General features: G+C 65.0%; 23 protein-coding genes and 1 tRNA gene. 10 read left to right on the plus strand and 14 right to left on the minus strand.

Annotated features, from left to right (window positions below; genetic code table 11):
• The first annotated feature begins 135 nt into the window (after nt 1-135).
• A complete protein-coding gene (locus AC04PH_RS16145) occupies nt 136-1,314 on the plus strand; it encodes a pyridoxal-phosphate-dependent aminotransferase family protein (RefSeq protein WP_483066845.1) in 1,179 nt (392 codons plus the stop codon).
• A gap of 10 nt (nt 1,315-1,324) precedes the next feature.
• Here the strand turns inward: AC04PH_RS16145 and AC04PH_RS16150 are convergent, their stop codons facing one another.
• The gene (locus AC04PH_RS16150) at nt 1,325-1,510 is read right to left on the minus strand and encodes a hypothetical protein (protein WP_483066846.1); all 186 of its coding nucleotides are present in this window, start codon (nt 1,508-1,510) and stop codon (nt 1,325-1,327) included.
• 5 nt (nt 1,511-1,515) lie between these two features.
• The gene (locus tag AC04PH_RS16155; protein WP_483066847.1) at nt 1,516-2,625 is read right to left on the minus strand and encodes a pyridoxal phosphate-dependent aminotransferase; all 1,110 of its coding nucleotides are present in this window, start codon (nt 2,623-2,625) and stop codon (nt 1,516-1,518) included.
• Between the two features lie 86 nt (nt 2,626-2,711).
• Here AC04PH_RS16155 and AC04PH_RS16160 point away from each other — a divergent pair, with 86 nt between their 5' ends.
• Nucleotides 2,712-2,870: a Tat pathway signal protein gene (locus AC04PH_RS16160; RefSeq protein ID WP_483066848.1), complete on the plus strand. Its 159-nt coding sequence runs from the start codon at nt 2,712-2,714 to the stop codon at nt 2,868-2,870.
• A gap of 96 nt (nt 2,871-2,966) precedes the next feature.
• Here the strand turns inward: AC04PH_RS16160 and AC04PH_RS16165 are convergent, their stop codons facing one another.
• Nucleotides 2,967-6,068 carry a valine--tRNA ligase gene (locus AC04PH_RS16165; protein WP_483066849.1) on the minus strand — a complete coding sequence of 1,034 codons (3,102 nt, stop codon included), beginning with the start codon at nt 6,066-6,068 and terminating at the stop codon, nt 2,967-2,969.
• 150 nt (nt 6,069-6,218) lie between these two features.
• Between AC04PH_RS16165 and AC04PH_RS16170 the strand changes: the two genes are divergently transcribed.
• Nucleotides 6,219-6,902 carry a hypothetical protein gene (locus AC04PH_RS16170; protein ID WP_483066850.1) on the plus strand — a complete coding sequence of 228 codons (684 nt, stop codon included), beginning with the start codon at nt 6,219-6,221 and terminating at the stop codon, nt 6,900-6,902.
• Here AC04PH_RS16170 and AC04PH_RS16175 read toward each other — a convergent pair.
• Complete coding sequence (locus AC04PH_RS16175; protein WP_483066851.1) at nt 6,899-7,351, minus strand: Lrp/AsnC family transcriptional regulator; 453 nt, start codon at nt 7,349-7,351, stop codon at nt 6,899-6,901. The two genes, AC04PH_RS16170 and AC04PH_RS16175, sit on opposite strands and share 4 nt — an antisense overlap.
• A gap of 252 nt (nt 7,352-7,603) precedes the next feature.
• Here AC04PH_RS16175 and AC04PH_RS16180 point away from each other — a divergent pair, with 252 nt between their 5' ends.
• Both AC04PH_RS16180 and AC04PH_RS16185 read left to right on the plus strand, forming a co-directional pair.
• Nucleotides 7,604-9,904, plus strand: a complete 2,301-nt coding sequence (locus tag AC04PH_RS16180; protein WP_483066852.1) for a xanthine dehydrogenase family protein molybdopterin-binding subunit — start codon at nt 7,604-7,606, stop codon at nt 9,902-9,904.
• A complete protein-coding gene (locus AC04PH_RS16185; protein ID WP_483066853.1) occupies nt 9,891-10,958 on the plus strand; it encodes a DUF2235 domain-containing protein in 1,068 nt (355 codons plus the stop codon). The genes AC04PH_RS16180 and AC04PH_RS16185 overlap by 14 nt, the downstream gene beginning before the upstream one ends.
• Here the strand turns inward: AC04PH_RS16185 and AC04PH_RS16190 are convergent.
• Both AC04PH_RS16190 and metF read right to left on the minus strand, forming a co-directional pair.
• Nucleotides 10,953-11,444 (minus strand): PaaI family thioesterase, encoded by a 492-nt coding sequence (locus tag AC04PH_RS16190; protein WP_483066854.1) that lies wholly within the window; start codon nt 11,442-11,444, stop codon nt 10,953-10,955. The genes AC04PH_RS16185 and AC04PH_RS16190 overlap by 6 nt on opposite strands.
• A 40-nt stretch (nt 11,445-11,484) precedes the next feature.
• Entirely contained in the window at nt 11,485-12,351 is an 867-nt protein-coding gene (gene metF / locus AC04PH_RS16195; RefSeq protein ID WP_483066855.1) for a methylenetetrahydrofolate reductase [NAD(P)H], read from the minus strand.
• 94 nt (nt 12,352-12,445) lie between these two features.
• Here metF and AC04PH_RS16200 point away from each other — a divergent pair, with 94 nt between their 5' ends.
• Together AC04PH_RS16200 and AC04PH_RS16205 are read left to right on the plus strand one after the other, a co-directional pair.
• Entirely contained in the window at nt 12,446-13,351 is a 906-nt protein-coding gene (locus tag AC04PH_RS16200) for a LysR family transcriptional regulator (RefSeq protein ID WP_483066856.1), read from the plus strand.
• 77 nt (nt 13,352-13,428) lie between these two features.
• Nucleotides 13,429-14,220: an inositol monophosphatase family protein gene (locus tag AC04PH_RS16205; RefSeq protein WP_483066857.1), complete on the plus strand. Its 792-nt coding sequence runs from the start codon at nt 13,429-13,431 to the stop codon at nt 14,218-14,220.
• Between the two features lie 87 nt (nt 14,221-14,307).
• On the opposite strand, the gene AC04PH_RS16210 is transcribed toward AC04PH_RS16205, so the two are convergent.
• A complete protein-coding gene (locus tag AC04PH_RS16210; RefSeq protein WP_483066858.1) occupies nt 14,308-15,051 on the minus strand; it encodes a rhomboid family intramembrane serine protease in 744 nt (247 codons plus the stop codon).
• Between the two features lie 55 nt (nt 15,052-15,106).
• On the minus strand, nt 15,107-18,559 hold the full coding sequence (gene putA / locus AC04PH_RS16215) for a bifunctional proline dehydrogenase/L-glutamate gamma-semialdehyde dehydrogenase PutA (protein WP_483066859.1): 3,453 nt from the start codon (nt 18,557-18,559) through the stop codon (nt 15,107-15,109).
• 101 nt (nt 18,560-18,660) lie between these two features.
• Between putA and AC04PH_RS16220 the strand changes: the two genes are divergently transcribed.
• The 3 genes from AC04PH_RS16220 to AC04PH_RS16230 all read left to right on the plus strand — a co-directional run bounded on the left by AC04PH_RS16220 (nt 18,661) and on the right by AC04PH_RS16230 (nt 19,843).
• Nucleotides 18,661-19,143 carry an Lrp/AsnC family transcriptional regulator gene (locus AC04PH_RS16220; RefSeq protein WP_483066860.1) on the plus strand — a complete coding sequence of 161 codons (483 nt, stop codon included), beginning with the start codon at nt 18,661-18,663 and terminating at the stop codon, nt 19,141-19,143.
• A gap of 36 nt (nt 19,144-19,179) precedes the next feature.
• Nucleotides 19,180-19,719, plus strand: a complete 540-nt coding sequence (locus AC04PH_RS16225) for a tetratricopeptide repeat protein (protein ID WP_483066861.1) — start codon at nt 19,180-19,182, stop codon at nt 19,717-19,719.
• 38 nt (nt 19,720-19,757) lie between these two features.
• Nucleotides 19,758-19,843: transfer RNA gene (locus AC04PH_RS16230), tRNA-Leu, on the plus strand.
• A gap of 5 nt (nt 19,844-19,848) precedes the next feature.
• Here AC04PH_RS16230 and AC04PH_RS16235 read toward each other — a convergent pair.
• The 6 genes from AC04PH_RS16235 to AC04PH_RS16260 all read right to left on the minus strand — a co-directional run bounded on the left by AC04PH_RS16235 (nt 19,849) and on the right by AC04PH_RS16260 (nt 26,383).
• On the minus strand, nt 19,849-20,781 hold the full coding sequence (locus AC04PH_RS16235) for a glutaminase (protein WP_483066862.1): 933 nt from the start codon (nt 20,779-20,781) through the stop codon (nt 19,849-19,851).
• 78 nt (nt 20,782-20,859) lie between these two features.
• Nucleotides 20,860-21,660: a lytic murein transglycosylase gene (locus AC04PH_RS16240; protein WP_483066863.1), complete on the minus strand. Its 801-nt coding sequence runs from the start codon at nt 21,658-21,660 to the stop codon at nt 20,860-20,862.
• A 64-nt stretch (nt 21,661-21,724) separates the two neighbouring features.
• The gene (locus AC04PH_RS16245) at nt 21,725-22,315 is read right to left on the minus strand and encodes a YdeI/OmpD-associated family protein (RefSeq protein ID WP_483066864.1); all 591 of its coding nucleotides are present in this window, start codon (nt 22,313-22,315) and stop codon (nt 21,725-21,727) included.
• Nucleotides 22,315-24,027: a methionine--tRNA ligase gene (gene metG, locus AC04PH_RS16250; RefSeq protein WP_483066865.1), complete on the minus strand. Its 1,713-nt coding sequence runs from the start codon at nt 24,025-24,027 to the stop codon at nt 22,315-22,317. Before metG ends, AC04PH_RS16245 begins: the two co-directional genes overlap by 1 nt.
• A gap of 66 nt (nt 24,028-24,093) precedes the next feature.
• Entirely contained in the window at nt 24,094-25,323 is a 1,230-nt protein-coding gene (locus AC04PH_RS16255) for an MFS transporter (RefSeq protein ID WP_483066866.1), read from the minus strand.
• Nucleotides 25,324-25,372: 49 nt separating this feature from the next.
• Nucleotides 25,373-26,383 (minus strand): serine hydrolase domain-containing protein, encoded by a 1,011-nt coding sequence (locus AC04PH_RS16260; protein ID WP_483066867.1) that lies wholly within the window; start codon nt 26,381-26,383, stop codon nt 25,373-25,375.
• Nucleotides 26,384-26,403: the final 20 nt, after the last annotated feature.

The following is a 26,403-nucleotide window of genomic DNA, read 5'->3' on the forward strand; positions in this document are numbered from 1 at the left end:
GGGTGTTTCCACAGATAGGCGGGGCGCGCGGCGATGCCAAGGCCCGGGTGTTGACGCCGCGCAGGCGGTGGATAGTGTCACCGCCGGATACCCCGCCCATTCCGGCGGGCACCGTATATCGTGAAAGACCCCGTCATGACGCTTGCCAACGGTCGCCGCTACCTTGCCATTCCGGGACCGTCCGTGATCCCCGATGCGGTGCTCCAGGCGATGCACCGCGCTTCGCCGAATATCTACGAAGGCGAACTGCACGATCTCACGCACAGCCTGATCCCCGACCTCAAGGCCGTGGCCCGCACCGACGGCCATGCCGTCATCTACGTCGGCAACGGCCACGCCGCGTGGGAGGCCGCTTTGGCCAATGTGCTGTCCAAAGGCGACACGGTGCTGGTGCTGGCCACGGGCCGGTTCTGCATCGGCTGGGGCGAGATGGCGCAGGGGCTGGGCGTGCAGGTGCAGACCATCGACTACGGTGCGGAATCCCCGGTCGACCCCGCACAGGTCGAAGAGGTGCTGCGGGCCGACACGTCAGGCGCGATCAAGGCGGTCTTGGTCTGCCACGTCGACACCTCCACCAGTGTCAAGAACGACATCGCCGCCGTGCGCGCCGCTATGGATGCGGCGGGGCACAATGCGCTGCTGATGGCCGATTGCATCGCGTCGCTGGGCTGCGACCGGTTCGAGATGGACGCCTGGGGCGTCGATGTCACGGTCGCCGCCTGCCAGAAGGGGCTGATGACGCCCGCCGGGCTGGGCCTCGTCTGGTATAACGACAAGGCCCGCGCGCAGAGAGGCGATCAGGTCACGCATTACTGGGACTGGCACCGCCGGACCGACCCGACCGAGTTCTACCAGTATTTCGACGGCACCGCCCCGACGCATCATCTGTTCGGCCTGCGCGCCGCGCTCGACATGATCAAGGCCGAAGGGCTGGAGGCTGTCTGGCAACGCCACGCGACGCTGGCACAGGCGATCTGGGCCGCCTTCGACGCCTGGTCACCGGATGGCCCGCTGCACCTGAACATCGCCGATCCTGCCGCGCGCTCCCACGCCGTCACCTCCTGCGTGATCGGGTCGCCCGATGGTGACAGGCTGCGCCGGTGGTGCGAGGACAAGGCGGGGCTGACGCTGGGCATCGGGCTGGGCCGCACGCCCTCCGACGCCTACTTCCGGCTCGGCCACATGGGCCACGTCAACGCGCATATGATCATGGGGCTGCTCGGCACGATAGAGGCCGGTTTGCAGGCGCTCGACATCCCGCACGGGCGCGGCGCGCTGGAAGCGGCGGCCGGCGTCATTGCGCGCGGGGCCTAGGGTCAGGACCCTAGCGCAACCGGCTGAAGATCGCCCGACCGACCCGATCTATGGCGACGGCCGCGACGCACATCCAGACGAAACCGGCCCATGCCGCGATCGCGCAGAGCATAGCGAACAGCAGCACACCGAAGGTCACGAAGAACGCGGTGGTGTAGTTGACGACCCTTTGCGCTGGCGGGCGGCGATAGGACATGGCACCTAACCCATCGCTTTCAGCAAGGCCCCCGGCAGTGCCTTGGCAAAGACCTCGAGTTGCGCCGCCGTCCCACAACTGACCCGGATGCAGCGGTCCTGTGGGGCCACGAACGGCATCCGCACGAACACGCCGGCGTCGATCAGATGCCCCAGCACGCGCCGCGCGAAATCACCGCCTCGCCCGCAATCGACGGCGACGAAATTGGTGGCGGAGGGCAGGGGCGTCAGCGCGTTGTCATAGGCGATGGCGGCGATCCGGTCGCGGGCCGTGGCCACCTCTGTCTGCACATGCGCCAGCCAGTCCTGAGCGGCCAATGCCGCCAGCGCGCCGATCTGCGACAGGCGGTTCATGCCGAAATGATTGCGCACCTTGTTGAAGGCCGTGATCAGGTCAGCCTGCCCGATGGCATAACCCACCCGCGCGCCCGCCATGCCGTAAGCCTTGGAAAACGTTCGCATCCGGATGACCCGGGGGTCCTCCGGGTTCAGCGGTGGGGCGGTGCCCTCGGGGGCCAGTTCCACATAGGCCTCGTCCAGCACCAGCAGGCAGCCGTCGGGCACGGCTGCGATCATGCGCTGCACGGTCGCCGCGTCGTGCCAGCTGCCCATCGGGTTGTCGGGGTTGGCGAAATAGATCAGCTTCGCCCCCACCTCGCGCGCCTTGGCGATCAGGCGGTCCGGGTCTTCGAAATCGCCCGCGTAAGGCACGCTGTGCAGCACGCCACCGAACCCCGCGACGTGGTAGTTGAAGGTCGGATAGGCCCCGGCGGAGGTCACCACCGCGTCGCCCTGCGCCACCATCAGCCGCACCAGCACACCCAGCAGCGTGTCGATGCCTTCGCCAACCATGATGTTTTCGGGCGCAACCCCGTGATGCGCGGCAAGCGCGCGGCGCAGATCGTGGCTTTCGGGATCGGGATACATCCACAGATCGCCCGCCGCCGCCTGCATCGCGGCAATGGCCTTGGGCGAGGGGCCGAATGCGCTTTCGTTGGCACCCAACCGCGCGGCAAACGGCTTGCCGCGCGCCCGTTCCTGCGCCTCCGGCCCGACGAAGGGAACCGACGCAGGCAGGGTGGCGGCAAGGGGTGTCAGGCGCGGATCATCTGTCATTGCGCCAGATTGACCCGCACGCGCGCCGCTTGCAATCGTCGAAATCGACCTTAGTTAAGAACTGTTCGCAACTGGAGGGATGCGCGATGAAACTCAGCAGACGTGGCTTTCTGGCGACCGGTGCCGCCGCCGCAAGCGTGCGGGTGATCCCGCAAGCCGCGAAACCCGGCGGGCGACGCATCCTGACGCTGGTTTACGATAAGGCACTGGGCATGATGCGCGCGGTCGAACGGGTCGTGCCGTAGCGGGCCTTGCGCTTGACCGCACGACCGGAATTTTGAGTATTTGGAGCAAAGTGATGCGGGACGTCCGACCCGGACCGGCGGGCCGGACGCGCTTTGTCAGCCCAGTTCCTTCAGTCGCGCGATGGCCGCGTTCAACTGTGCCTCTTCATCTTCGCGGAGCGCCAGATTCGCCTTGGCTTCGGCCACGACCTCATCCGGGGCGGAGGCCACGAATTTCGGGTTGTTCAGCCGCCCACGCAGGCCGCCCAACTCCTTGCCCAGCTTGCCGAGCGTCTTTTCCAGCCGCGCGATTTCCGCGTCCACGTCGATCAACCCTTCGAGTGGGATGCCGAAGGTGCCGCCTTCCATCGGGATGGTGACGCAGCCCTTGGGGAAGCCTTCGACACTCTCCAGGCTTTCGATCCGCCCAAGCCGCTGGATCAGGGCGGCGTTATTGTCCCAGGCCGCTTGCCCCTTCGCATCCAGCCCCTGCACCAGCAACGGGACCTTGGCGCCCGCCGGCACATGCACCTGCGCGCGGGCGGAGCGGACGTTTTCAATGAGCGCGATGACCCAGTTCATCTCGCGGTCGGCCTCCGCGTCGATCAGGTCCGCCCCGTAGGTCGGCCAGTCGGCGTGCACCAGCATCTTGGCGCGGCTGTCCGCCAGCCCCCAGAGTTCTTCGGTGATGAACGGCATGATCGGGTGCAGCAGGATCAGGCACTGGTCCAGCACCCAGCGCAGGGTTGCCTGCGTTTCGGCCTTGGCGGCTGCATCCTCGCCCTGCAGGATCGGCTTGGAAAACTCCAGATACCAGTCGCAGACCTTTCCCCACGTGAAGGCATAAAGCGCGTTGGCCGCGTCGTTGAAACGGTAGGCTTCGAGTGCCGCGTCCACCTCACCGCGCACCTTTGCCGTCTCACCGATGATCCACTTGTTCAGCGTCTCTTGCGCGTCGGGGCGGGCGTTGTCGCCGGTGTTGGGAATTTCGTAGTGTTCGGCAAAGGAAAATGCGTTCCACAGCTTCGTGCCGAAGTTGCGGTAGCCCTTGATCCGGTCCTGCGACAGCTTCAGCACCCCGCCGATCGCCGCCATCTGCGCCATGGTAAAGCGCAGTGCGTCCGCGCCGAATTCATCCACGACCGTCAGTGGATCGACCACATTGCCCTTGGTTTTCGACATCTTCTCGCCCTTCTCGTCGCGGACAAGCTGGTGCAGATAGACGGTGTGGAACGGGTTCTTATGCTCCACCGCCTGCGCCATCATCATCATCCGCGCGACCCAGAAGAACAGGATGTCGGAGCCGGTGATGAGGACGTCACCGGGGAAGTATTTTTGCAGTTCCGGCGTGTCTTCCGGCCAGCCGAGTGTGCCGAAAGGCCAGAGGCCTGAGGAGAACCACGTGTCGAGGACGTCGGGGTCGCGCCAAATGGAAAATATGGCTGCGCCTTCGCTGTCCCCAAATGAAGGCTCCTTCATTACGTATGCGCCCGGATCGGGCTGGTAATCGTATACTCGGACTTTTACCGGCTCACTGGTTCTTGTTGAGTAGTAACGTTCTGCTGCTAAAGTTGCTTCCCTAAGCGTCGGATGGCAAAACGGGACAAGCTCACCCGTTTGAAAGCCATCATCGCCAATCCCGATGCCATACCAAACCGGAATCTGGTGCCCCCACCACAACTGGCGCGAGATGCACCAAGGCTCGATATTCTCCAGCCAGTGATAGAACACCTTTTCCCCGCTTTCGGGCATGATCGTCACGTCGCCGTTCTTCACCGCATCGAGCGCGGGGCCGACGATTTTGTCTGTGTCCACGAACCACTGATCGGTCAGCGCGGGTTCGATCACGACCTTTGAGCGGTCACCGAACGGCTGCATGATCTTTTTGGCCTCGACCAGCGGCACAAGCTGCTCTTCTTCAGTCCGCGCCTCGCCGCCTTCCTCGGGGGCGACAGGTGCCTTCATCGCTGCCGCGCCCAGGCGTGGGTCAGTGGCGACCGTCATCACGGCCAGCCCTTCAGCAGTGATGTCGCGCACCACGGCTTCGCGCGCCTCGAACCGGTCCATCCCGCGATAGGCGTCGGGCACGAGGTTCATCGCCGCGATCTTCGCCTCGTCGAAATCCTCCTCTCCGTTCGCGATCCGCTGTGCAATCGCCGCCTCCTCAGCGTAGGTGCGTCCGTCCGACCGCATCGCGCCCTTGGTATCCATCAGCGCATACATCGGGATGCCGCCGCGCTTGGCGACCTGATAGTCATTGAAGTCATGCGCGCCGGTGATCTTCACCGCACCGGACCCGAAATCCTTGTCTGGATACTCGTCCGTGATGATCGGAATGAGCCGCCGCTGCTCTTTCGGGCCAACGGGGATTTCACAGAGTTTTCCAACGATTGGGACGTAACGTTCATCCGATGGATGAACCGCCACCGCGCCGTCGCCCAGCATCGTTTCGGGGCGGGTTGTGGCGATGGAGATATAATCACGCTCTTCCTCGAACAGCACGTTCCCGTCCTCGTCGCGTTCGACATACGTATATTTCTCGCGCTCCCCGGTTTCGGGGTTTACAGCGAGCGGGTATTTGAAATGCCACATATGGCCGTCGACCTCGATGTTCTCGACCTCCAGATCGGAAATCGCGGTCTCGAAATGCGGGTCCCAGTTGACCAGTCGTTTGCCGCGATAGATCAGCCCGTCCTCGTACATCTTCACGAAGACCTTGATGACGGCGTCGTGGAAATTGCCTTCTTCACCATCGGGCGCATTCGGCGCGCCGGACATGGTGAAGGCGTTGCGCGACCAGTCGCAGGACGCACCCAGTCGTTTGAGCTGTTCGATGATCGTGCCGCCGGATTGCGCTTTCCACTCCCACACCTTTTCCAGAAACGCCTCGCGCCCCATGTCAACGCGCTTGGGCTGCTGGGTTTCGGCCAGATGCTTTTCCACCATCAGTTGCGTGGCGATGCCCGCGTGGTCCTGCCCCGGCTGCCACAGCACGTCGTAGCCCTGCATTCGCTTCCAGCGGGTCAGGATATCCTGCAAGGTGTTGTTGAACGCATGGCCGATGTGGAGCACGCCCGTCACGTTCGGCGGTGGGATCATGATGCAGAAGGTCTCGTCCCGCGACTTGTTCGCCCCGGCCCTGAACGCGCCCGCCTGTTCCCATGCGGCGTAGATCCGCGGCTCGGCTGAGTGTGCATCGAATGTCTTGTCCATGGCCATGCTGTCGCGTCCCTTGTGTGGTCAGGGCGTCTTACCCAATGGCGGCAGAGCCGAAAAGGGGCAAAGCCGGATTCGGCGCGGGCGGCTTGGTGAAACCGGCATGGCGGGTTAAGGCTTTCCCGTGCTGTATCGACAAGGAGAGAGCGCCGTTTGGCACGCAGATCACAGGTTTTTGCAAAGACCGGCGGCGCGTCGGGCATCGTGCTGCTGCTGGCCGGGCTGGCGCTGGCCGGCTTGGTCTTTACGCTGATCCTGTCGGAGGCACGGTTCAGGTCCGACATGGTCGCGGTCCCGGCGACATTGCTGGACAAATCGGATGTACTGGACGTGGATGTGCCACAATGGGCGCGCTGGGACGTCCGGCCGCCGGATACCGCCGCCTTCGTGCACGAGACGACAGGCCGCGAATTCCGCCCGGTCGGGACAGAGACGACCCTGTATCTGGTGCCGGGAGCGCGCGACGACATCCGTATGCGTCCGCCCGATACGTCGCGCAAATGGCCGCTTTACGCACTGGCAGGCGCTTTGGTGCTGGCGGGGCTGATCCTGATCGCGCGTGCGCGCCGGGTGACGCAAGAGGCGCGCGATGCCGCCCTGCATGCCAAACCGATCCGCGCCCGTGTGACGGGCAGCAGCACATTCTGGATTCCGCTGGTCACCCATCCCGCGACCCGGCTGCGCTGGCGCGACGAGACCGGGCGCGAGGGGCAAAGCCTGCCGCTGTCGCACCGCAAGGGTGTGCAATACCGCGAGGGCCAGATCATCGCGGTCGTGCCGGGGCGGACGCGGGTCTGGCTGCAGGACGATATCGCGGGCCTTGTGCCGCGGCTCTAGCCGGCGCGGTCGATGCGCGTACTCAGGTGGATCAGGCTTTCCATGCCCTGCACACCGTCGATGCCGCCGATCCGGTCCAGCGTCCGGTCGAGTTCCAGCGTCGAGGCGACCCGCAGCTGGCAGGCCAGATCAAACCGGCCAGATGTGGTATGCGCCTTTTCGACCGCCGCGATCTCCTCCAGCGCGGTCATGATCGCACGCACGGCGGCGGGGCTGATCTGCAGCAGGACGGTCGCCGCGATCCGCCCGCGCTGGGCATGATCCGACAGGCGCAGCGTATACCCCGTGATCACACCCGACCGTTCCAGCCGGTCAAGCCGGGCCTGCACCGTCGTCCGCGCGATCCCCAGCTCCTGCGAGAGCCGCGTGACCGGGGTCCGTGCGTCGCGTATCAGCAGGGCGATGAGCGCATTGTCGATGCTGTCAGGCTCGTGGGTCGGCTCTGTCATGGGATGTCCGTCGGTGGTGAGGGGTTGCGGCAACGTGCCATCCGCCCGCAACCGACGCAACCGTTCCGATACCTGTCAGCCGGGCAGGGTGCGGGCGATCAGGTCTGGCGCAGCCACGGGTTCCAAGTTACGACTTTCTTTCAGATATTCACGTAAAGGCTCGCGCAGGGCCACGTCACCGTGATGGCGCCCGCCAAGGCTGGACAGGGCGACGCCGCGCGGTAAGGCTGCAGACAGGAAAAGGACACCACCATGGAAAAGTTCGGGCGCAGCCAATCGGTCACCCGGGTCGAGGATCAGCGGTTTCTGACCGGGCACGGGCGGTATGTCGACGATATCGCGCCTGCCGGTGCGCTGGTGGCCTATTTCCTGCGCACGCCGGTGGCGCACGGCACGTTCGACGCGCCCGATCTGACGGAGGCCCGCGCGATGCCCGGCGTTCATCTGGTGCTTGGCGCGAACGATCTGGAGGCTGCGGGTGTCACGCTGCCGATGAAGGGTCTCCGGGTGAAGAACCGCGACGGCAGCCTGGGTGCGGAAACCGCGCGCCCGATGCTGGCGCAGGGCCGGGTGCGCCATGTGGGCGAACCTGTCGTGGTGATCGTCGCCGACACGCTGCTGGTCGCCAAGGACGCCGCCGAGACCATCATGCTGGAGATCGACGATCTGCCCGCCCACATGGCTCTGGCGACCGGGGGGGAGGCGCTGCACGACACAGCACCCGGCAACATGGCCTTCGACTGGGGGCTGGGCGACGCTGACGCCACGGAGGCCGCGATCAAGGCGGCGGCGCATGTCGTGACCGTCGACGTGCCCGACAACCGCATCATCGTCAACGCGATGGAGCCGCGCGGCTGCTATGCCGAGATCGAGGGCGGGCGGCTGCATGTGGCGCTGAACAGCCAGGGCGTCTGGGGGCCGAAGGCCGATCTGGCCTATCACCTGAACATGGAGGCCGCCGACATCAGGGTGACGACGCCCGACGTCGGCGGTGGTTTCGGCATGAAAGGCATGGCGCATCCCGAAACCTTTGTCGTGGCCCAGGCCGCGCGGATGCTGGAGCGTCCGGTGCGCTGGATGTCCGACCGGGCCGAGGCGATGGTGTCGGACACCGCGGGGCGGGACTTGAAGACCACCGCGACTATCGCCTTTGATGACGACATGAAGATCACCGCCTACCGGATTGATACCATTGCAAATATGGGGGCCTACAATTCGCAGTTCGCGCAGGCGATCCAGACCGACCTCTTCGCCAAGGTGCTGATGGGTACCTATGACGTGCAGACCGCCCATATGCGGACGCGGGGTGTGTTTACCAATACCACGCCGGTCGATGCCTATCGCGGGGCCGGGCGGCCGGAGGCGATCTTCATCCTTGAACGCACGATGGACGAGGCCGCGCGGCAATTGGGCGTCGATGCCTGGGATCTGCGCCGCCGCAACTTCATCCGGCCCGACCAGTTCCCCTATACCACCGTCTCCGGCGTGACCTACGACGTGGGCGAGTTCGACAAGGTGCTGAGCCGGGTCGAGGAAACGGCGGATCGTGCCGGCTTCGCTAATCGGCGCGAAGATGCAGCGGGGAGGGGAAAGCTGCGTGGCTTGGGGTTGTGCTACTACATCGAAAGCATCCTCGGCGCGCCGACAGAGACGACGACGGTGGAATTCACCGGCGACGGCGCGCTGATCTTCGTCGGCACGCAATCGAACGGGCAGGGGCACGAAACCGTCTATGCCCAGTTCCTGGCGGACCAGACGGGAATTCCGGCGGACCGGATCACCGTCGTTCAGGGCGACAGCGACCGGATCGCCACCGGCGGCGGCACCGGCGGGTCCCGCTCTGTCACCGTGCAGAATACCGCGACGCTGGCCGCTGTCGAAAAAATCACCGAAGTCTTTGCCGCGTTCCTGTCAGAGGCAGAGGGCGTGCCGCAGGCGCGGATCAGCTTTGACGACGAACGTTTCCGCATCCCGGGGTCGAACCTGACGCCGACGATGCTGGACGTCGCCGATATGATCCGCGAAGCGGGGCAAGGCAGCCTCCTGCGCCAATCGGCGACGATCACGCTCGACAACCGCAGTTTTCCCAACGGCGCGCATGTGGCGGAGGTGGAGATCGACCCCGATACCGGTGTCGTCACGGTGGTCCGCTATACCGTGGTCGACGACTTCGGCAACCTGATCAACCCGATGCTGGCCGAAGGACAGGTGCACGGCGGTGTCGCGCAGGGCATCGGGCAGGCGATCACCGAACGCACTGTGTTCGACGAGAACGGCCAGCTTTTGACCGGCAGTTTCATGGATTACGGGCTGCCGCGCGCCGACGACCTGCCGATGATCGGGTTCACCAGCGAGGGCACGCCGTCGCTCTACAATCCGATGGGCATGAAAGGCTGCGGCGAGGCGGGCACTGTGGGTGCGCTGGCGGCGGTCACCAACGCCGTGCTCGATGCGCTTTGGGATCAGGGGGTGGCGCACGTCGAAATGCCGTTCACGCCGCACCGCGTGTGGCAATGGCTGCAAGAGGCGAGGGAGAAGCGTGCCGCTGCGTGACTGGCTCCTCTCCCTCTTCGACCGCGAGGCGCGGACCGAAGAGGGACAGCCCCGCGCCCGCGGGGCCGCGACCCACGTCATCATCCTCGACGGCACCATGTCCACGCTGGAGGAGGGCCGCGAGACCAACGCAGGCCTGACGTTCAAGCTGCTCCGCGAGGCGGGGCGCAAGTCCAACCTGACCGTGCATTACGAGGCCGGCATCCAGTGGCGCGACTGGCGCGGCACGCTGGACGTGATGGCGGGCAAGGGGATCAACCGGCAGATCAAGCGGGCCTACGGTGTGCTGGCCTCGCGCTATCGCCCCGGCGACGAGATCATCCTGATCGGCTATTCGCGCGGGGCATACGCGGTGCGGTCTCTGGCGGGTGTGATCGACACCATCGGGCTGGTCACCGCGCATCACGCGACCGAGCGGGGCATCACGCAGGCCTATCGCCACTATCGCACGGGCGGGCGGTCCAAGACGGCGGCGAAATTCCGCGAGCTGCACTGCCACCCGGACGTGCAGATCGAGGCGGTGGCGGTCTGGGACACGGTCAAGGCGCTGGGCCTGCGACTGCCGATTCTGTGGCGCTGGGCCGAGGATACGCATCAGTTCCACAACCACAGCCTGGGCGATCACGTGCGCAACGGGTTTCACGCGCTGGCACTCGACGAAACCCGCGAGGTCTACGCCCCCGTCATGTGGGAATGTCCGCGCGACTGGCCCGGCCATATGGAGCAGGTCTGGTTCCGCGGATCGCATGGCGATGTCGGCGGTCAGCTTGGCGGGTATTTCGCCTGTCGTCCGCTGGCCAATATCCCGCTGGTCTGGATGCTGGAGCGGCTGGAGATGTGCGACCTGCCGCTGCCCGACGGCTGGAAGGACCGGTTCGAGCAGGACATCACCGCGCCGTCTGTCGGGACATGGCGCGGGTGGAGCAAGATATTCTGGTCGCGCCGTCGCCGCATCGTCGGCCACTGCCGATCAGAGGCGTTGCACGAGACCGTGCAGCCTGACCGTTATCGCAAGTCTTTCGTCACCGGGTTTTCGCCGACGCCCGCGTCATGAGCCGGGCGGCGGCATCGCCATGATCAGGCAGGTCGTCGACCCGGTGGCGTAGAGCTTTCCGTCCGCCACACCGCGAATTTCGCCATGCGCCACGCCCGTGCTGCGGCCCGCGTGGTCGGTCGTGCCGGTGGCGGTGATCTCTGTCCCCAGCGGGATGCTGCGGATGATATTCACCTTGTATTCCAGCGTGGTGTAGATTGACCCTCGCGGCACCTTCGTCATCACGGCGCAGGCCATGCAGCTGTCCAGCAGGGTGCCGTACCAGCCGCCATGCACCGTGCCCATGGGGTTGGTATGGGCAAAACCCGGCGTGCCGCGAAACACGACGCGGCCATCTTCGACGCTGTCCAGCGTGTAGTTCAGCACGGCGGAAATCGGCGGGCGCGCGACCTTGCCCGCAACAACGCCCTGCATGAATTCCAGCCCCGACATCGACAGGGTGTCGGCCAATGTCGGCAGGTCGTCCGGGGTCTGGGCGGTGAACATCGGCAAAGGCTCCGGCAGTTGGCTGCCGGAACCTTGCAACTCAGGCCACGTTTTGCAACCGGGTCTGCGGCTTGATGCCCAGCGCCGCGCACACATCGCGGGTCAACTCGGGTCGATTGAGCGTGTAGAAATGCAGGTGATCCACGCCGCCCGACACCAGATCGTCGCAGAGTTCGGCCGCCAGCGCAGTGGCCAGCAGATCGGTTGTGCCGTCGCGCGTCGCGTTGTCGAAGGCGTTCTGCACAACGGCTGGGATCGTCGTGCCGCAGGCCTGCGCGAACCGCTGCACCCCTGCCCAGTTTTCGACCGGCAGGATGCCCGGAATGATCGGCGCGTCGATGCCGGCCTTCACGCAGGCATCGCGGAAGCGGAAGAAGGTGTCCGCCTCGAAGAAAAACTGCGTGATCGCGGCAGAGGCACCGGCGTCGATCTTGCGCTTGAGATAAGCGATGTCGGCGGCTTGATCGCGCGCCTCGGGGTGTTTTTCAGGATAGGCACCGACGCGGATGGTGAACTTGCCCGTATCGGAGAGTGCCGCGATCAGCTCTTCGGACGAAGCAAAGCCTTCGGGATGCGCGCGGAACCCGTCGCTGCCTTTGGGTGCGTCACCGCGCAGGGCGACGATGTCACGCACCCCGGCCTTGGCATAGCTGTCGGCGATGGCGAGCGTTTCGGCCTTCGTTGCATCTACGCAGGTGAGGTGCGCCGCGACGGTCAGGCCGGTTTCGTTGTGCAGCGCGGTCACGGCCTCGTGGGTGATCTGCCGCGTGGTCCCGCCCGCTCCATAAGTCACCGATACGAACGACGGATCGAGCGGGGCGAGCGTCTGCACGCAGTCCCACAGGCGGAAGGATGCGGCGACGGATTTCGGCGGGAAGAATTCGAAGGAAACGGATGGGCGGGTCATGGGACAAACTTTCAGTTGGGTTACCCTACTTGTGTCGCAGTGCCGCATGTGAGACAAATTCATAAAATTCACCAAGGTTATGAAATCCGCTCACATGCATATTGAGTTTCGTCATCTCCGCACGATCAAGGCCATCCACGATACCGGCGGTCTGGCCCGTGCGGCAGCCCAGTTGAACATCACGCAATCGGCGCTGTCCCACCAGATCAAGGGGATCGAGGATCAGGCGGGAGTGGAACTCTTCGTGCGCCGGTCCAAGCCGCTGAAACTGTCGGCGGCGGGGATGAAGATGCTGGCGGCGGCGGAAACGATCCTGCCGCAGGTGGCCGCACTGGAGGCAGAGTTTGACGGGCTGATCGCTGGCAAGGCGGGGCGGCTGCACATCGCCATCGAATGCCACGCCTGTTTCGAGTGGCTGTTCCCGGTGCTGGAGGCCTTCCGCAAGGCCTGGCCCGAGGTCGATGTTGATATCCGCCCGGGCCTTGCCTTTGACGCGATGCCCGCGCTGCGCAAGGAGGAGGTCGACCTTGTCGTTTCCTCCGATCCGGAGGCGCTGGACGGCACCGATTTCACACCGCTTTTCGATTATGACGCCGTTTTCGTGGCCTCGGCCAGTCATCTGCTTGCGGACAAACCGGTCATTGAAGCGGAGGATTTCCGCGGCGAAACCCTGATCACCTACCCGGTGGACCGCGCCCGGCTGGATGTCTTCAGTCAGTTGCTGACCCCGGCCAAGGTCGAACCCGCGGCGATCCGCCAGGTGGAACTGACGGCGGTGATCCTGCTGCTGGTCGCGTCCAATCGCGGTGTCGCGGTGCTGCCCGATTGGGTGGTGCGGCAGGTGCGCTACAATTCCGATTACGTGACCCGCCCGCTGACCGACAAAGGCATTACCCGCAGGCTTTATGCCGCGACCCGCAGCGAGGATACCGCGCTGCCGTTCATGGCGCATCTGATCCGGCTGGCGCGGCAGGAAGCGGTGAAACTGCAGCGCGGCTGAGTGCCCGATGATCGGGCCTTGTTCGCGGGCGCGGGCGGGCCTATACGCCACCCCTGACCCCGCAAAGGAGGCCCGGAATGGCTGGCAGCGCAAACCTGAACGTGATGATGAAGACCGCCCGCAAGGCAGGCCGCGCGTTGCTCAAGGATTTCGGCGAGGTGGAACAGTTGCAGGTCTCGACCAAGGGTCCGGGTGACTTCGTCAGCCGTGCCGACCGGCAAGCCGAACAGACCATTCGCGAAGACCTGATGGCCGCGCGCCCGTCCTATGGTTTTCTGGGTGAGGAGGGCAAAGAGATCGCGGGCGAAGACCCGACCCGCCGGTGGATCGTCGATCCGCTGGACGGCACCACGAACTTTCTGCACGGGCTGCCCCATTGGGCCGTGTCCATCGCGCTGGAACACAAGGGCCAGATCGTCGCCGGGGTGATCTACGACCCGGTGAAGGACGAGATGTTCTATGCCGAAAAGGGGCAGGGCGCCTGGCTGAACGAAAGCCGCCTGCGGGTGTCGGGGCGCGCACGGATGATCGAAAGCATCTTTGCCACGGGGCTGCCGTTTGCCGGGCGCGCCGATCTGCCGGAATCACTGCAGGATCTTGCGCGCATCCTGCCGGCCTGTGCCGGGGTCCGCCGCTTTGGCGCGGCTGCGCTCGACCTCGCTTATGTGGCGGCCGGGCGGTATGACGGGTTCTGGGAACGCCGCTTGCACGCATGGGACATCGCCGCAGGCATCGTCATCGTGCGCGAGGCGGGGGGCATCGTGCAACCGCTGAACTCTGCGGGCGACATCCTGAAAGACGGCGCGTTGATCTGCGCCAACGAGCCGGTGTTCGAGAATTTCGCCAGGATCATCCGCAAGGCGGGCTGATTGCGGGCGGCGCCTGCTTCTTCTGGTCGGAAATACCTCACGGAGTTTGAGGTGTGAAACCTCAATTCGGCCAAGGGCCGAAAACGCCTAACGTCGCCGCACCACCGGCACGTTTGATTCGCCGAACGGATACTTGGCCGCCGGATGATCCGGATGACCATCGGTGCGCTGCCAGAACCTGCCAGCCCCCAGCCGCAGCCACAGCGGCACCGTCAGCACCAGCCCGATGATGAACCCGCCCGCGTGCGCCCAATAGGCCACGCCGCCGCCGCTCATGTCGGTGATCAGCCCGTTGCCCAGTTGCAGCGCAAACCACAGCCCCAGCATGATCCAGGCGGGCACCGGGATAATGCGGAAGATGATGATGAAAAAGATGAAGATATCGACCTTGGCTTTGGGAAACAGCAACAGGTAGCCACCCATCACACCGGCGATGGCCCCCGATGCGCCGACGGTCGGCACCGGCGAGTAGATGTCGGTGAAATACTGCGCGAGGTCCGCACCCACGCCGCAGGTCAGATAGAACACCAGAAACGGCACATGGCCCATCTTGTCTTCGAGGTTGTCGCCGAAGATCCACAAAAACAGCATGTTACCGGCCAGATGCATGAAGCCCGCGTGCAGGAAGATCGAGGTGACGAGCGAGGGATAATTTTCGCCCGCCGTGATCCTTGCGGGGATCATCGCGTAGTCGTAATAGAGGTAGCCGATCTGGCTGTCGGTCGTAATGAACGCCAGCCCCCAGAGATAGATCGCGACATTCATAGCGATCAGCGCATAGGTCACATAGGCGGTGCGTTCGGATGGATTATGGTCTCGGATCGGTAGCATGGCGCAGACCGTCTGCGGTTTCCGGCAAACGGTCAAGCGCAAGTTGTTCGCAGGTCTATGCCTCGCTGACGGCGGCCAGCAGGGCTGCGTTGCCCCCCGCGGCGGTGGTGTCGATGCAGACGTGGCGTTCATGCTGGGCGTGGGCCGCGTCGGGCATATCGGTGATCAGCGCCACGATCGGCCCGTCGCGCTGCGCCAATGTTTGCGCATAATGCTGCCCGGTGCCCGCATCGCCCCACCAGACCGCACCCTCGATACCGGCCAGATCAGCCAGCGTTTCCGGCAGGACATGGCCGTTCGGCACCACGGCGACGCCGCCGAGCGCCCGGATCGCATCGGCCTGCGCCTTTGCGGTGTCCGTCCCCGGCCCCAGACACAGGATCGGCCCGCGCGCGCGGGTGCCGTGGCGGTTCGATTCGCCGGTCGGGCCGGGCAGGTTGGTAGGCTCAGGTGCGGGCGGTGTCGATGCCGCCTTTATCGCCCGGCGCAGGGCGGTGCCATCCGCCTGACCGTCCCAGCTTTCGTCGCTTTCGGGCGCTTCGCTGCGTGTGAACCGCGGCAGATAGTGCGGCCCACCCGCCTTTGGCCCGGTGCCTGAAAGCCCCTCGCCGCCGAACGGCTGGCTACCCACGACCGCGCCGATCTGGTCGCGGTTGACGTAGATATTGCCGCAATGCACCTGCTCCACGATGGTCTGTACCCGGTCGTCGATCCGGGTGTGCAGGCCGAAGGTCAGCCCGTAACCGGTGGCGTTGATCGCATCGATCACATCGTCGAGTTCCGACGCCTTGAAGGTCGCCACATGCAGCACGGGGCCGAAGATCTCGCGCGTCATCTGCGCGATGCCGTCGACGCGGATGATCGTGGGCGCGATGAAATGCCCGCCTTCGGGTCGGGTCAGCGCATGGATCACGCGGCCGTCGGCCTGTGCCACGGCGATGTAATCCGCGATGGACGACTGCGCCGCCGCGTCGATCACCGGCCCCACATCGGTTGACAGATGCCAGGGATCGCCCAGCCGCAACTCCTTCATTGCGCCGATCAGCATTTTCAGCAGCTTCTCCGCGATATCCTCCTGCACGTAAAGGCAGCGCAGGGCCGAACACCGTTGCCCGGCGGACCGGAACGCACCGTTGATGATGTCGCGCACGGCATGTTCGGGCAGGGCGGTGCTGTCGACGATCATCGCGTTCAGCCCGCCGGTTTCCGCAATGAGCGGCGTGCCGGGGGTGCAATGCGCGGCCATTGAGGTGAGGATTTTCATCGCCGTCGCGGTGGAGCCGGTGAATGCCACGCCGTTGATACGGTCATCGTGGGTGAGTGCCGCACCCACATCGCCGCCGCCGGGCAGCAGTTGCAGGGCGGTTTCCGGCACGCCTACCGCGTGCATGATCTGCACCGCCCGGTGGGCGATGATCGGGGTCTGTTCCGCCGGTTTGGCCAAAACGCCGTTACCCGCCGCCAGCGCCGCCGCGATCTGCCCGGTAAAGATCGCCAGTGGGAAGTTCCAGGGGCTGATGCAGGTCCAGATGCCGCGCGAAGGGGCTTCGGTCTTGCTGGCCTGCACTGCGTAGTAACGCAGGAAGTCCACCGCTTCGCGCAACTCGGCCACGGCATCGGGCAAACCCTTGCCCGCCTCGCGCGCCAGAATGGCGAACAGCGCACTCGCATTCGCCTCGTATGCATCGGCGATGGCGTTCAGCACACGCGCCCGCTCGGCCACCGGCGCATTCCATGTCTGCGCCGCGTCCAGTGCGGTGGCGACATCTTCTTCTGTGGCCTCCACGACCTCGCCGATGGCCTCTGCCGTGCGCGCGGGGTTCATGATCGGGCGCGGTGCCTTGCTGGCAATATCGCCCGCGATCAGCGGTGCGGCGGTCAGCTTCGCCATCTTGTGCTCACCCCGCGATCGTTCGATTTGGTCAAGCGTCGGGCGATGGGTCAGGTCCCAGCCTCTAGAATTTTCACGCTCGGGTTGAAAAATGTCAGGTCCGGCGGGCAGGTTCAACCCCTTGCCGATCCCGTCGAACGGGTCGGCGGCGACTGTTTCGGGGGCGACATCCTCGTCCACGATCTGGTTGACGAAGCTGGAGTTCGCCCCGTTTTCCAGCAGCCGCCGCACCAGATAGGCCAGCAGGTCCTCATGCGCGCCGACAGGCGCGTAGATCCGGCAACGGGTGCCCTGCGCATCCAGCACGATCTTGTGCAGCGTCTCGCCCATGCCGTGCAGGCGCTGGAATTCATAGTCTGCGGGTGTGCGCCCTTCCTGCCGGGCCAGTTCCAGCACGGCGGCGACGGTATGGGCGTTGTGTGTGGCGAATTGCGGATAGATGCGGTCGGTCAGCTGCAGCAGCTTGCGGGCGTTGGCAATGTAGCTGACATCGGTGTGCGCCTTGGTGGTGAACACAGGAAAGCCATCCAAGCCCTGCACCTGCGCGCGCTTGATCTCTGCATCCCAATAGGCGCCCTTGACCAGCCGCACCATGATCTTGCGGTCCAGGCGGGTCGCGATGTCGTGCAGCGCGTCGATCACCAGACCCGCGCGCTGACCATAGGCCTGCACGACGACGCCAAAACCGTCCCACCCGGCCAATGCCGGTTCCGACAGCACCGCCTCGATCACGTCGAGCGACAGCGACAGGCGGTCGGCCTCTTCCGCGTCGATGTTCAGCCCCATGCCCGCCGATTTCGCCAGCATCGCAAGCGACCGGGCGCGCGGCACCAGTTCTTCCATCACACGCTCGCGCTGGGCTTCCTCGTAGCGGGGGTGCAGCGCCGACAGCTTGACCGATATTCCAGGGTTCTCGGCCACGGAATCATGGGTGCAATGCTGCGCGATCGCACTGATCGCACGGGAGTAGGACAGGTGATAGGCGCGCGCGTCCGCATCGGTGCGCGCGGCCTCGCCCAGCATGTCATAGCTGTAGGTGAAGCCCTTGGCCTGCATCCCCTCGGCGCGTTTCATCGCCTTGTCGATGGTCTCGCCCAGCACGAACTGGCGGCCCATCTCGCGCATGGCCCGGCCGACTGCGGTGCGGATCACCGGTTCGCCCAGCCGCTTGATCGCGCCGCGCAGGTGGCGCGTCAGCCCGCGGCCCTCGTCATCCAGCACACGGCCCGTCAGCATCAGCGCCCAGGTCGAGGCGTTCACCAGTGATGATGCGGAATGCCCCAGATGCTTGCCCCAGTCCGACGGCGCGATCTTGTCCTCGATCAGCGCGTCCATGGTTTCGCCGTCCGGCACGCGCAAGAGCGCCTCTGCCAGACACATCAGCGCGATGCCCTCGTCGGTGGACAACCCGTATTCGGCTAGAAACACCTCCATCAGTCCGGGGTCGGAACTGTCGCGGATCGCGCGGACCAGATCGGCCCCCTTGGCGGCGATGATCTCGCGGTCCTTGGCGTCGAGACCGGCCTGTTTCACCAGACGGTCGACCACCTCCATTTCCGGGGCGTAGATCGCGGCGTCGATATCGGTGCGGATGGGAAACTGAAAATCGCGTGGCATGGTCGCTCCTGTGTGATGCATCATCATAGCAGATTGCCAGAAGCCGGTTTGACCGCTATTTCACGATTCTTGATCCGTTTGAATTGAAAGCATGCCCCGGAATGGTCGATAAGGTAAGCGATCTTGATCGTTTCGATCAAAAGATACTTGAGGTCCTCGCGGTGGAAGGGCGCGTGTCCGTCACCGAACTCGCCCGCCGCATCGGTCTGTCGAAATCGCCCACGCAGGCGCGGCTGCGGCGGCTGGAGGACAACGGCATGATCCGTGGCTATCGCGCGCTGTTCGACCCGATTCTACTGGGTCGTGACCACGTGGCGTTCGTCGAAGTGAAACTGTCGGACACCCGGGAAACCGCGCTGGCCGCTTTCAACACCGCCGTCATGCGGGTGTCGGAGGTGGAGCAATGCCATCTGATCGCAGGTGCGTTCGACTACCTCCTGAAAGTGCGCACATCGGGCATGACCGGGTATCGCGCTGTTCTGGCAGAGAAAATTTCGACGCTGCCGCATGTCGCCAGCACCTCGACCTATGTGGCGATGCAGGCGGTGAAAGAGGAAGGGCTTTCGCCGGTCGCGCCGGTGTGACTTGACCTGAGGTGAATGCGGGACAAGTGTTTTGTCATGCGTATCCTGATCACACTCCTCTGTCTCGCCGGCCCCGTCGCGGCAGAGACCTGCCCGCCGGCAAAGGCCGTTTCCGACCGGCTCGATGAAATCTATGCAGAACTGAACGGCCCGGACGGTGAACTCCGCCACCGCGCCCTGACGCAGGAGTTGTGGTATCATTGGACCGACGCACCCGACGCCAAGGCGCAGGCGCTGCTGGACGAGGGGATGCGCCAGCGCGAGGAGTTCAATTTTCTGGGCGCGCGCGACACGCTGGATGAGTTGGTAGAATACTGCCCCGACTACGCCGAAGGCTACAACCAGCGCGCCTTCGCCAGCTTCCTGCGCCGCGACTACGAGGCCGCCCTGCACGACCTGGACAAAACGCTGGAGATCATGCCCAATCATGTCGCGGCATTGTCGGGCAGGGCGCTGACGCTGATCGGGCTCGGCCGCAACGCAGAGGCGCAGGAGGCCCTACGCGCCGCCCTCGCGCTAAACCCCTGGCTGTCGGAGCGCAGCCTGCTGACGGACCCGCCCGGCGAAGAAATCTGATTGCTCCCGGCAGCACCGCCGCTTACCAAGTCACCCGTGCCCCCGTGGTGGAATGGTAGACATCGGAGACTTAAAATCTCTTGGGCGTAGGCCCGTGCCGGTTCGAGTCCGGCCGGGGGCACCACCCGTTCAGGACGCAAACACCGACCATCCCGTGAGGTCCGTCAGCCGCTTGGCGGCATAGGTTCCCGCCTTGGAGTTGCCGTAGCGGTTCAGCCCCGGCGACCATACTGCTATGGACGCCTTCCCGGGGGCGATCAGCAGGATGCCGCCGCCTACGCCGCTTTTGCCCGGCAGGCCGACCTCGAAGGCGAAATCGCCCGACCCGTCATAGTGACCGCAAGTCATCATCAGTGCGTTGATCCGGCGGGCGCGGCGGGCGGGCAGGCGCAGCGGGGCATGTTCGAAATCGGCGAAGGCGCGTCCGGCCTGTGCAAGCTGATCGGTGCTCATCGCGATGGCGCATTGGTGGAAATAGGTGCCGAGCGTCAGGTCCGGGTCGTTGCGCAGGTTGTCGAAGGAGCGCAGGAAATGCGCCGTCGCCGACTGCCGAAACCCATGCGCGCGTTCCGATGCGGCCACCGCCTTGTCGATGTAGATCGCATCGTCGCCCGATGCCGTGCGCACGAACTGTATCAACTCCGACAGCGCGTCCTTGGGCATCCGCCCTTCGAGCAGGGCATCGGTGGTGACGATGGCGCCTGCGTTGATGAACGGGTTGCGCGGGCGGCCGTCCTCGCGTTCGAGCAACACGATGGAGTTGAACGACGTTCCCGACGGCTCGCGGCCCACGCGGGTCCAGATCTGATCGCCCAGCCGTCCCAGCACGCAGGCCAGCGTAAAAACCTTGGAGACGCTCTGGATCGAAAACGGCTTTTTGTGATCGCCCGCGCTGGCGCGGGTGCCGTCGGCAAGAATGACGGAAATCGCGAACTGGTCGGGGGCCACCGCCGCCAATTCCGGGATGTAGCCTGCAGGCGTGCCCCAGTCCGCCATCTCGCGCACTTCGGCGGCGATGTCGTCGAGGTAGCCTTGCAATGTCGCTTGGTCGATAACGGTCATAGCCCCGGTCTATGCCAAGGCAGGGGCCATGAGTAGGGGCGATTTCGGGCCACCCTGCGCGCAGGGTGACCGCAGGGTTCAGCCGTCGATGCGCACCGCCGACAGGGCAATCGCCTGCTGATAGACGGTCGCGGCGTTCCATTCGTTCAGCACGCGGAAATTCGCGGTGCCTTCCTGATAGGGTTGTCCGGGCTGCCAGCCCTTCTGCCGCAGGAAATTCGCGGTGGAGGCGAGCGAATCCGTCACCGAATAGAGGTCCACACGTCCGTTCCGGTCTGCGTCCACGCCATAGCGCAGAGCGTTGCCGGGCAGGAACTGCGTATGGCCCATCTCGCCATGCGCCGCACCGCGCTGGTTCGGGGCCAGCCCGCCCTGATCGACCAGTTTCAGCGCTGCGATGGCGTGCGGGGTGAAGAAATCGGCGCGGCGGCAGTCATAGGCCACGGTCGTGATCGAATCGACCACCGGCGTGTTGCCAAGGTTGCGACCGAACCCGGTTTCCATCCCGTGGATCGCCAGCAAAATTCCCGCAGGCACACCGTAGGCCTGTTCGAGCGACTGATAGAACGTGGGATTTTGCGATTTGACGCGGCGCGCCTGCGCGGCGAAGTTGTCGAGCGAGCCGAGCCGGATGCGGATGAAATCGTTCAGGGCATAGCGCACCCCGCGCTGGTTGCGGTCGGCATTGATGGTGGACTGTGAATAGCTGGCGTTGGCGAGCGCCTGCAGCCCGCGCTGGCCGACACCGGCGGCGGCGGCCTCGGCGGCGAAAGCCTGCTTCCAGGCGTTGAAGCCGCTCGCGTCATTGCCGCATTGCGCGGCGTGGGATGCGGTGGCCAGCGACAGGGCGGCGAGGGTGGCGGAAATGGTTTTCAGCATGGGAATTCTCTTTCATTGAACGTCGTCTGAAATAATAGCACGACCGCCCGGTTATCCAATAACCTTACGACTTTCGCCACTGAAACGGGCGCTTGTCCGCGGCACTGTCGGCGACGATGGTGGCGATTTTGGCGGCCCGGGTCTCTGCCCGCCTGGCGTTCAGCAGGATTTCGAGCGCCCCGCGTTTCACCGACCGGGGGAAGGCGTGCCAGTTATCCTCCGCCCCCGGTGCCGCGTCGAACGCCATTTGCAGGTCAGGCGGAATCACGAGGTCTTCCACGTCATCCAGCGCGGTCCAGGTCCCGTCCGCCTTGGCCCGGTCGATCACCGCGCGGCCTGCGTCCGTCATCTGGCCATCTGCTTCCAGCCTCGAGACCTTGTCCTTGTTCACGCGGCTCCAGTTCGATCCGGGCTTGCGCGGGCAGATATAGAGCATCGTGCGCGCGTCGTCCTTGCCACGCGTCAGGCTGTCGACCCAGCCGAAACACAGGCACTGGTCGACGATGTCGCCGGTGGCGACATAGCGGTCGGGGTCGGATTTCTTGTAGGTGACGCACCAGATGCCATCGGCCTGCGTGTGGTTCGCGGCCAGCCAGTCGCGCAGGGCAGGGACGCTGTCGAACGTCACCTGTTCCGCGTCGTCCAGCTTGCCCATCAGTCGCGGGTGCCGGCAAAGCGCGCGGCCCAATCCTCGCGCTCTTCATCCGTCAGCTTGCGGAACAGGTTGTCGGGCACGGTGAAGGCGTGGCCGGGTTTCAGCGTGTCGAGGGCGGCGGCCACATCGTCGGGCCAGCCGGCATCATCGGTTTGCATCGCGTCCAGCATCGTCTTGGACGCATTCGGGATGAAGGCCGCCGACAGCACGCCGTAGAACCGGATCAGGTTCAGCCCCATGCGCACCTGCATCGCGGCACGGTCGGGGTCTGTCTTGAACACGGTCCAGGGGGCCTGTTCCTGCAGGTATTCGTTGCCAAGCACCCAGATCGCGCGCAACTCGGCCGCCGATTTGCGCACTTCCATCGCGTCCATGTGCCGCTCGTAGGCGCGGATTCGGGTCGTCAGGTCGGCGATCAGCTTCTCCTCCGCCTCGCCGTATTCGGCTCCTTCCGGTACCGCCTCGCCGAATTTCGACCGGCAGAACTTCGTGATCCGGCTGACGAAGTTGCCCAGCACATCGGCCAGGTCCTTGTTCACGTCGGTCTGGAACGCCTCCCACGTAAACTCCGCATCCGACGATTCCGGGGCGTGGCTCAGCAGCCACCAGCGCCAGTAGTCTGCGGGCAGGATCTCCAGCGCCTGATCCATGAACACACCGCGCCCGCGCGAGGTGCTGAATTGGCCGCCGTCATAGTTGAGGTAGTTGAACGCCTTGATGTAATCGACCAGCTTCCACGGCTCCTGCGTGCCCTTGATGGTCGCGGGGAAGCTAAGGGTATGGAAGGGCACGTTATCCTTGCCCATGAACTGGGTGTAGGTCACGTCGTCCGCGCCCTTGTCGGTGCGCCACCAGCGTTCCCAATCGGTGCCCTTGCCCGCGTCCACCCATTCCTGCGCGGAGGCGATATATTCGATGGGGGCATCGAACCAGACGTAGAACACCTTGCCCTCCATCCCCGGCCAGTCTTCGGTGCCCTTCCTGACCGGAATACCCCAGTCCAGATCGCGGGTGATGCCGCGGTCCTGCAAGCCGTCGCCGTCGTTGAGCCATTTCTTGGCGATGGACGTGACGAGCACGGGCCAGTCGGTCTTGCTGGCAATCCACGCGGCCAGATCGTGTTTCAACTCGGACTGCCGCAGGTAGAGGTGTTTTGTGGTGCGGACCTCAAGGTCGGTCGACCCCGAGATGGTCGAGCGCGGGTCGATCAGATCGGTCGGGTCCAGCTGCTTGGTGCAGTTGTCGCACTGGTCGCCGCGCGCATCCGCGAACCCGCAGTTGGGGCAGGTGCCCTCGATATAGCGGTCGGGCAGGAAGCGACCATCGGCGTTGGAATAGACCATGTCCTCGGTCACTTCGCGGATCAGTCCCATCTCGGCCAGCTGCCCGGCAAAGGCCTGCGTCAGCGCGTGGTTCTGCGGGCTGGACGATCGCCCGAAGTGATCGAAAGACAGCCCGAAGCCAGCCGCAATATCGGCCTGCACCCGATGCATTGCGGCGCAGTATTCCGCCACTGGCTGGCCCGCCTTGGCCGCAGCCAGTTCGGCGGGTGTGCCGTGTTCATCCGTGGCGCAGAGAAATAACACCTCATGCCCGCGCTGCCGCAGATAGCGGGCATAAAGATCGGCGGGCAGCTGGCTGCCCACCAGATTACCCAGATGCTTGATCCCGTTGATATAGGGGATGGCGGATGTGATCAGGTGGCGGGCCATGGGCGTGTCTTTCCAAGATGTAGCGCCGTTCTAGCGTCGGCCCGTCCCGGATGCCAGTGGCAAGCGTCAGTCGCGGCGCTGCCGGCTGCGGCGGGTCAGGCGCCCGATCAGGAAAGATGTGCGCGGTGCGTCGACATAGGCTGTGCGGTCCGCCGGGGCTTCGCGCACGCGCATCCGGCTCAACCCGAAAGCTACCAGCACCACGTGCGCGATGGAGATGAAATAGAACAGCGCCGCGGGACCGAAGAATTCGATCAGGCTCGACGTGACGTAGGGTGCTGCGATGGCGCCCACCGCGTAAAAGAACATCAGCGCCGCCGAAAGCTCGACCCGCTGGTCGTCGCTGGCGAAGTCATGGGCGTGGGAGGTGGCCACCGAGTATATCGGAAATGTCGTCAGCCCGAACAGCCCCGCCGCGATCATGATGCCCGTCGGCCCGGCGAAGGCCGCGGCGACGGTCACGCTCGATGCGACTATGGCGGCGACCGACAGGCCGATCATCACGTGGCGGCGGTCGTATTTATCCGCGAGCCACCCCATCGGATACTGTCCCAGAAACCCGCCCGCGACGAAGGCCGCCAGAAATCCGCCGATCTGGTCCGGGCGCAGCCCGACCTCCTGACCGTAGATCGGGCCGACCATGCGGAACGACGCCGACGATATCGCCGCCACGATCACCGCCGCCACGGCCAGCGGCGAACAGCGCCAGGCCAAGGAGGGATGCAGGCTCGTCGCCTCGGGCGTTTCGGGCTGTTTGGTGCGGGTCAGCGCCAGCGGCAGCAGCGACGCGCAGCACAGGATCGTCAGCAGGTTGTAGGCGATATAGGTTTCCATCGACGCCAGCGCGCCGATCATGAACTGCGCCACGAAGGACGCGCCGGTGTCGGCGATCCGGTAGCTGGCCATGGCCCGGCCGCGGGTTTCGTTGGTGACCTTGGCCTGCAGCCACGCCTCGACCACCGTATAGCACCCCGCCACGCAGATACCCGACCCGATCCGGCAGATCGCCCACCAGACAGGGTCCTGTGTGATCACGTGGGCCGCCAGCCCGATGGCCCCCATCGCGGTAAAGGTGGCAAAGGCGCGGCTGTGGCCGACGCTGCCCATCAGGCGCGGAGCCCACCAGCAGCCGATGAAAAAGCCGAAGAAGTGCGCCGATCCCAGAAAACCGACCTGCGCCGGGCTGAACCCGCCCGCAAGACCCGTCAGCGCATCCAGCGGCCCGACGCCGCCGGACGACAGCTGCAACAGGGCCACCGACAGGAACAGAGCGGCAAAGGAAATCAGCATCCGCATGATGCGACCATGCGCAGCCCGCGCGCGAAATTACCAGATCAAAACGCAGCTATTGGCGCGCGGCGGTACCAAGCGTGTAGTCAAGTTCACTCGACGCGGCCTCGCTCAGGCAGGAGGTATAGTTGACCGCCACCGCATATCCGTTGGCGTAATAAGCGAAGTAGCTGCCCGACGATCCGCGCCACAATACGCAAAGCGTCCCGAAATGCCAGAACACGTTGCGGTCGCCCCGTGGCCGCATGAAAACACCCAGACCATAGGACGCGCCGCCCTGCAGACGGTGATATGGTATGTCCAGCGCCCGCGCCGCGACGGGCCCGTCCGGGCCGAAAGTAGTCATCACGAACCGCAGATAGTCCGTGGCCGACATCTCCCAGCCACCGAAAGCGGCTAGCGCGATCCAGTCGGTCGCATAGCCGCCGGTGGTGACCTGCGCCGGTGTCAGGACCAGCGGCGTGCAAATCTCTATATCGTCGCCACCGCCGCCCAAGGCTGCGATGACCGTGCCCAGAACCGCATAGCTGCCATTGTTGTAAAAGAACACGTCCGGTGTGCCCTGTCGCCCCCGAAGCGCCAGCGCCTCGGCGGCAAAGCCTGTGTTGCGCGGCGCGGTCCAGGTCAGATACTGCAGAAACCGGCCCTGAGTCCGGTCCGGCAACAACCCCGCGGACATGGTGGTCAGCTGTCCCAGCGTCAGGGATTTCGCCGGTGTCGGGATCGGCAGGCCTGCGGCCAGCATCTCGTTGCTCAGATCGCCCAGCGTGGTATCGAAATCCAGCTCGCGCGCCTCCAGCAGTTGCATCAGACAGGTCGCGGTGATCGCCTTGGACAGGGACGCGATGGGGTAGGGGGCATCCGGGTCGCGGCCCAGGTCGCGGCTGGCCAGCACCGTGCCGTCATGGCCGACGGCGATACTCGCCTCCGCGATCTCATTCTCGACGGTCCATGCCGCGAAGGCCGCGATGATGTCTTCGGCCACCTCCGCGTGGTCTGCGTCCTGCGCCTGTATCGCCATGGGTGCGGCCAGCAGAAGGGCGGACAGGCAGAGGCGTCTGATCATTCCGGCGACAACCATATCTA

Source organism: Yoonia sp. KMU-150 (assembly GCF_056858355.1).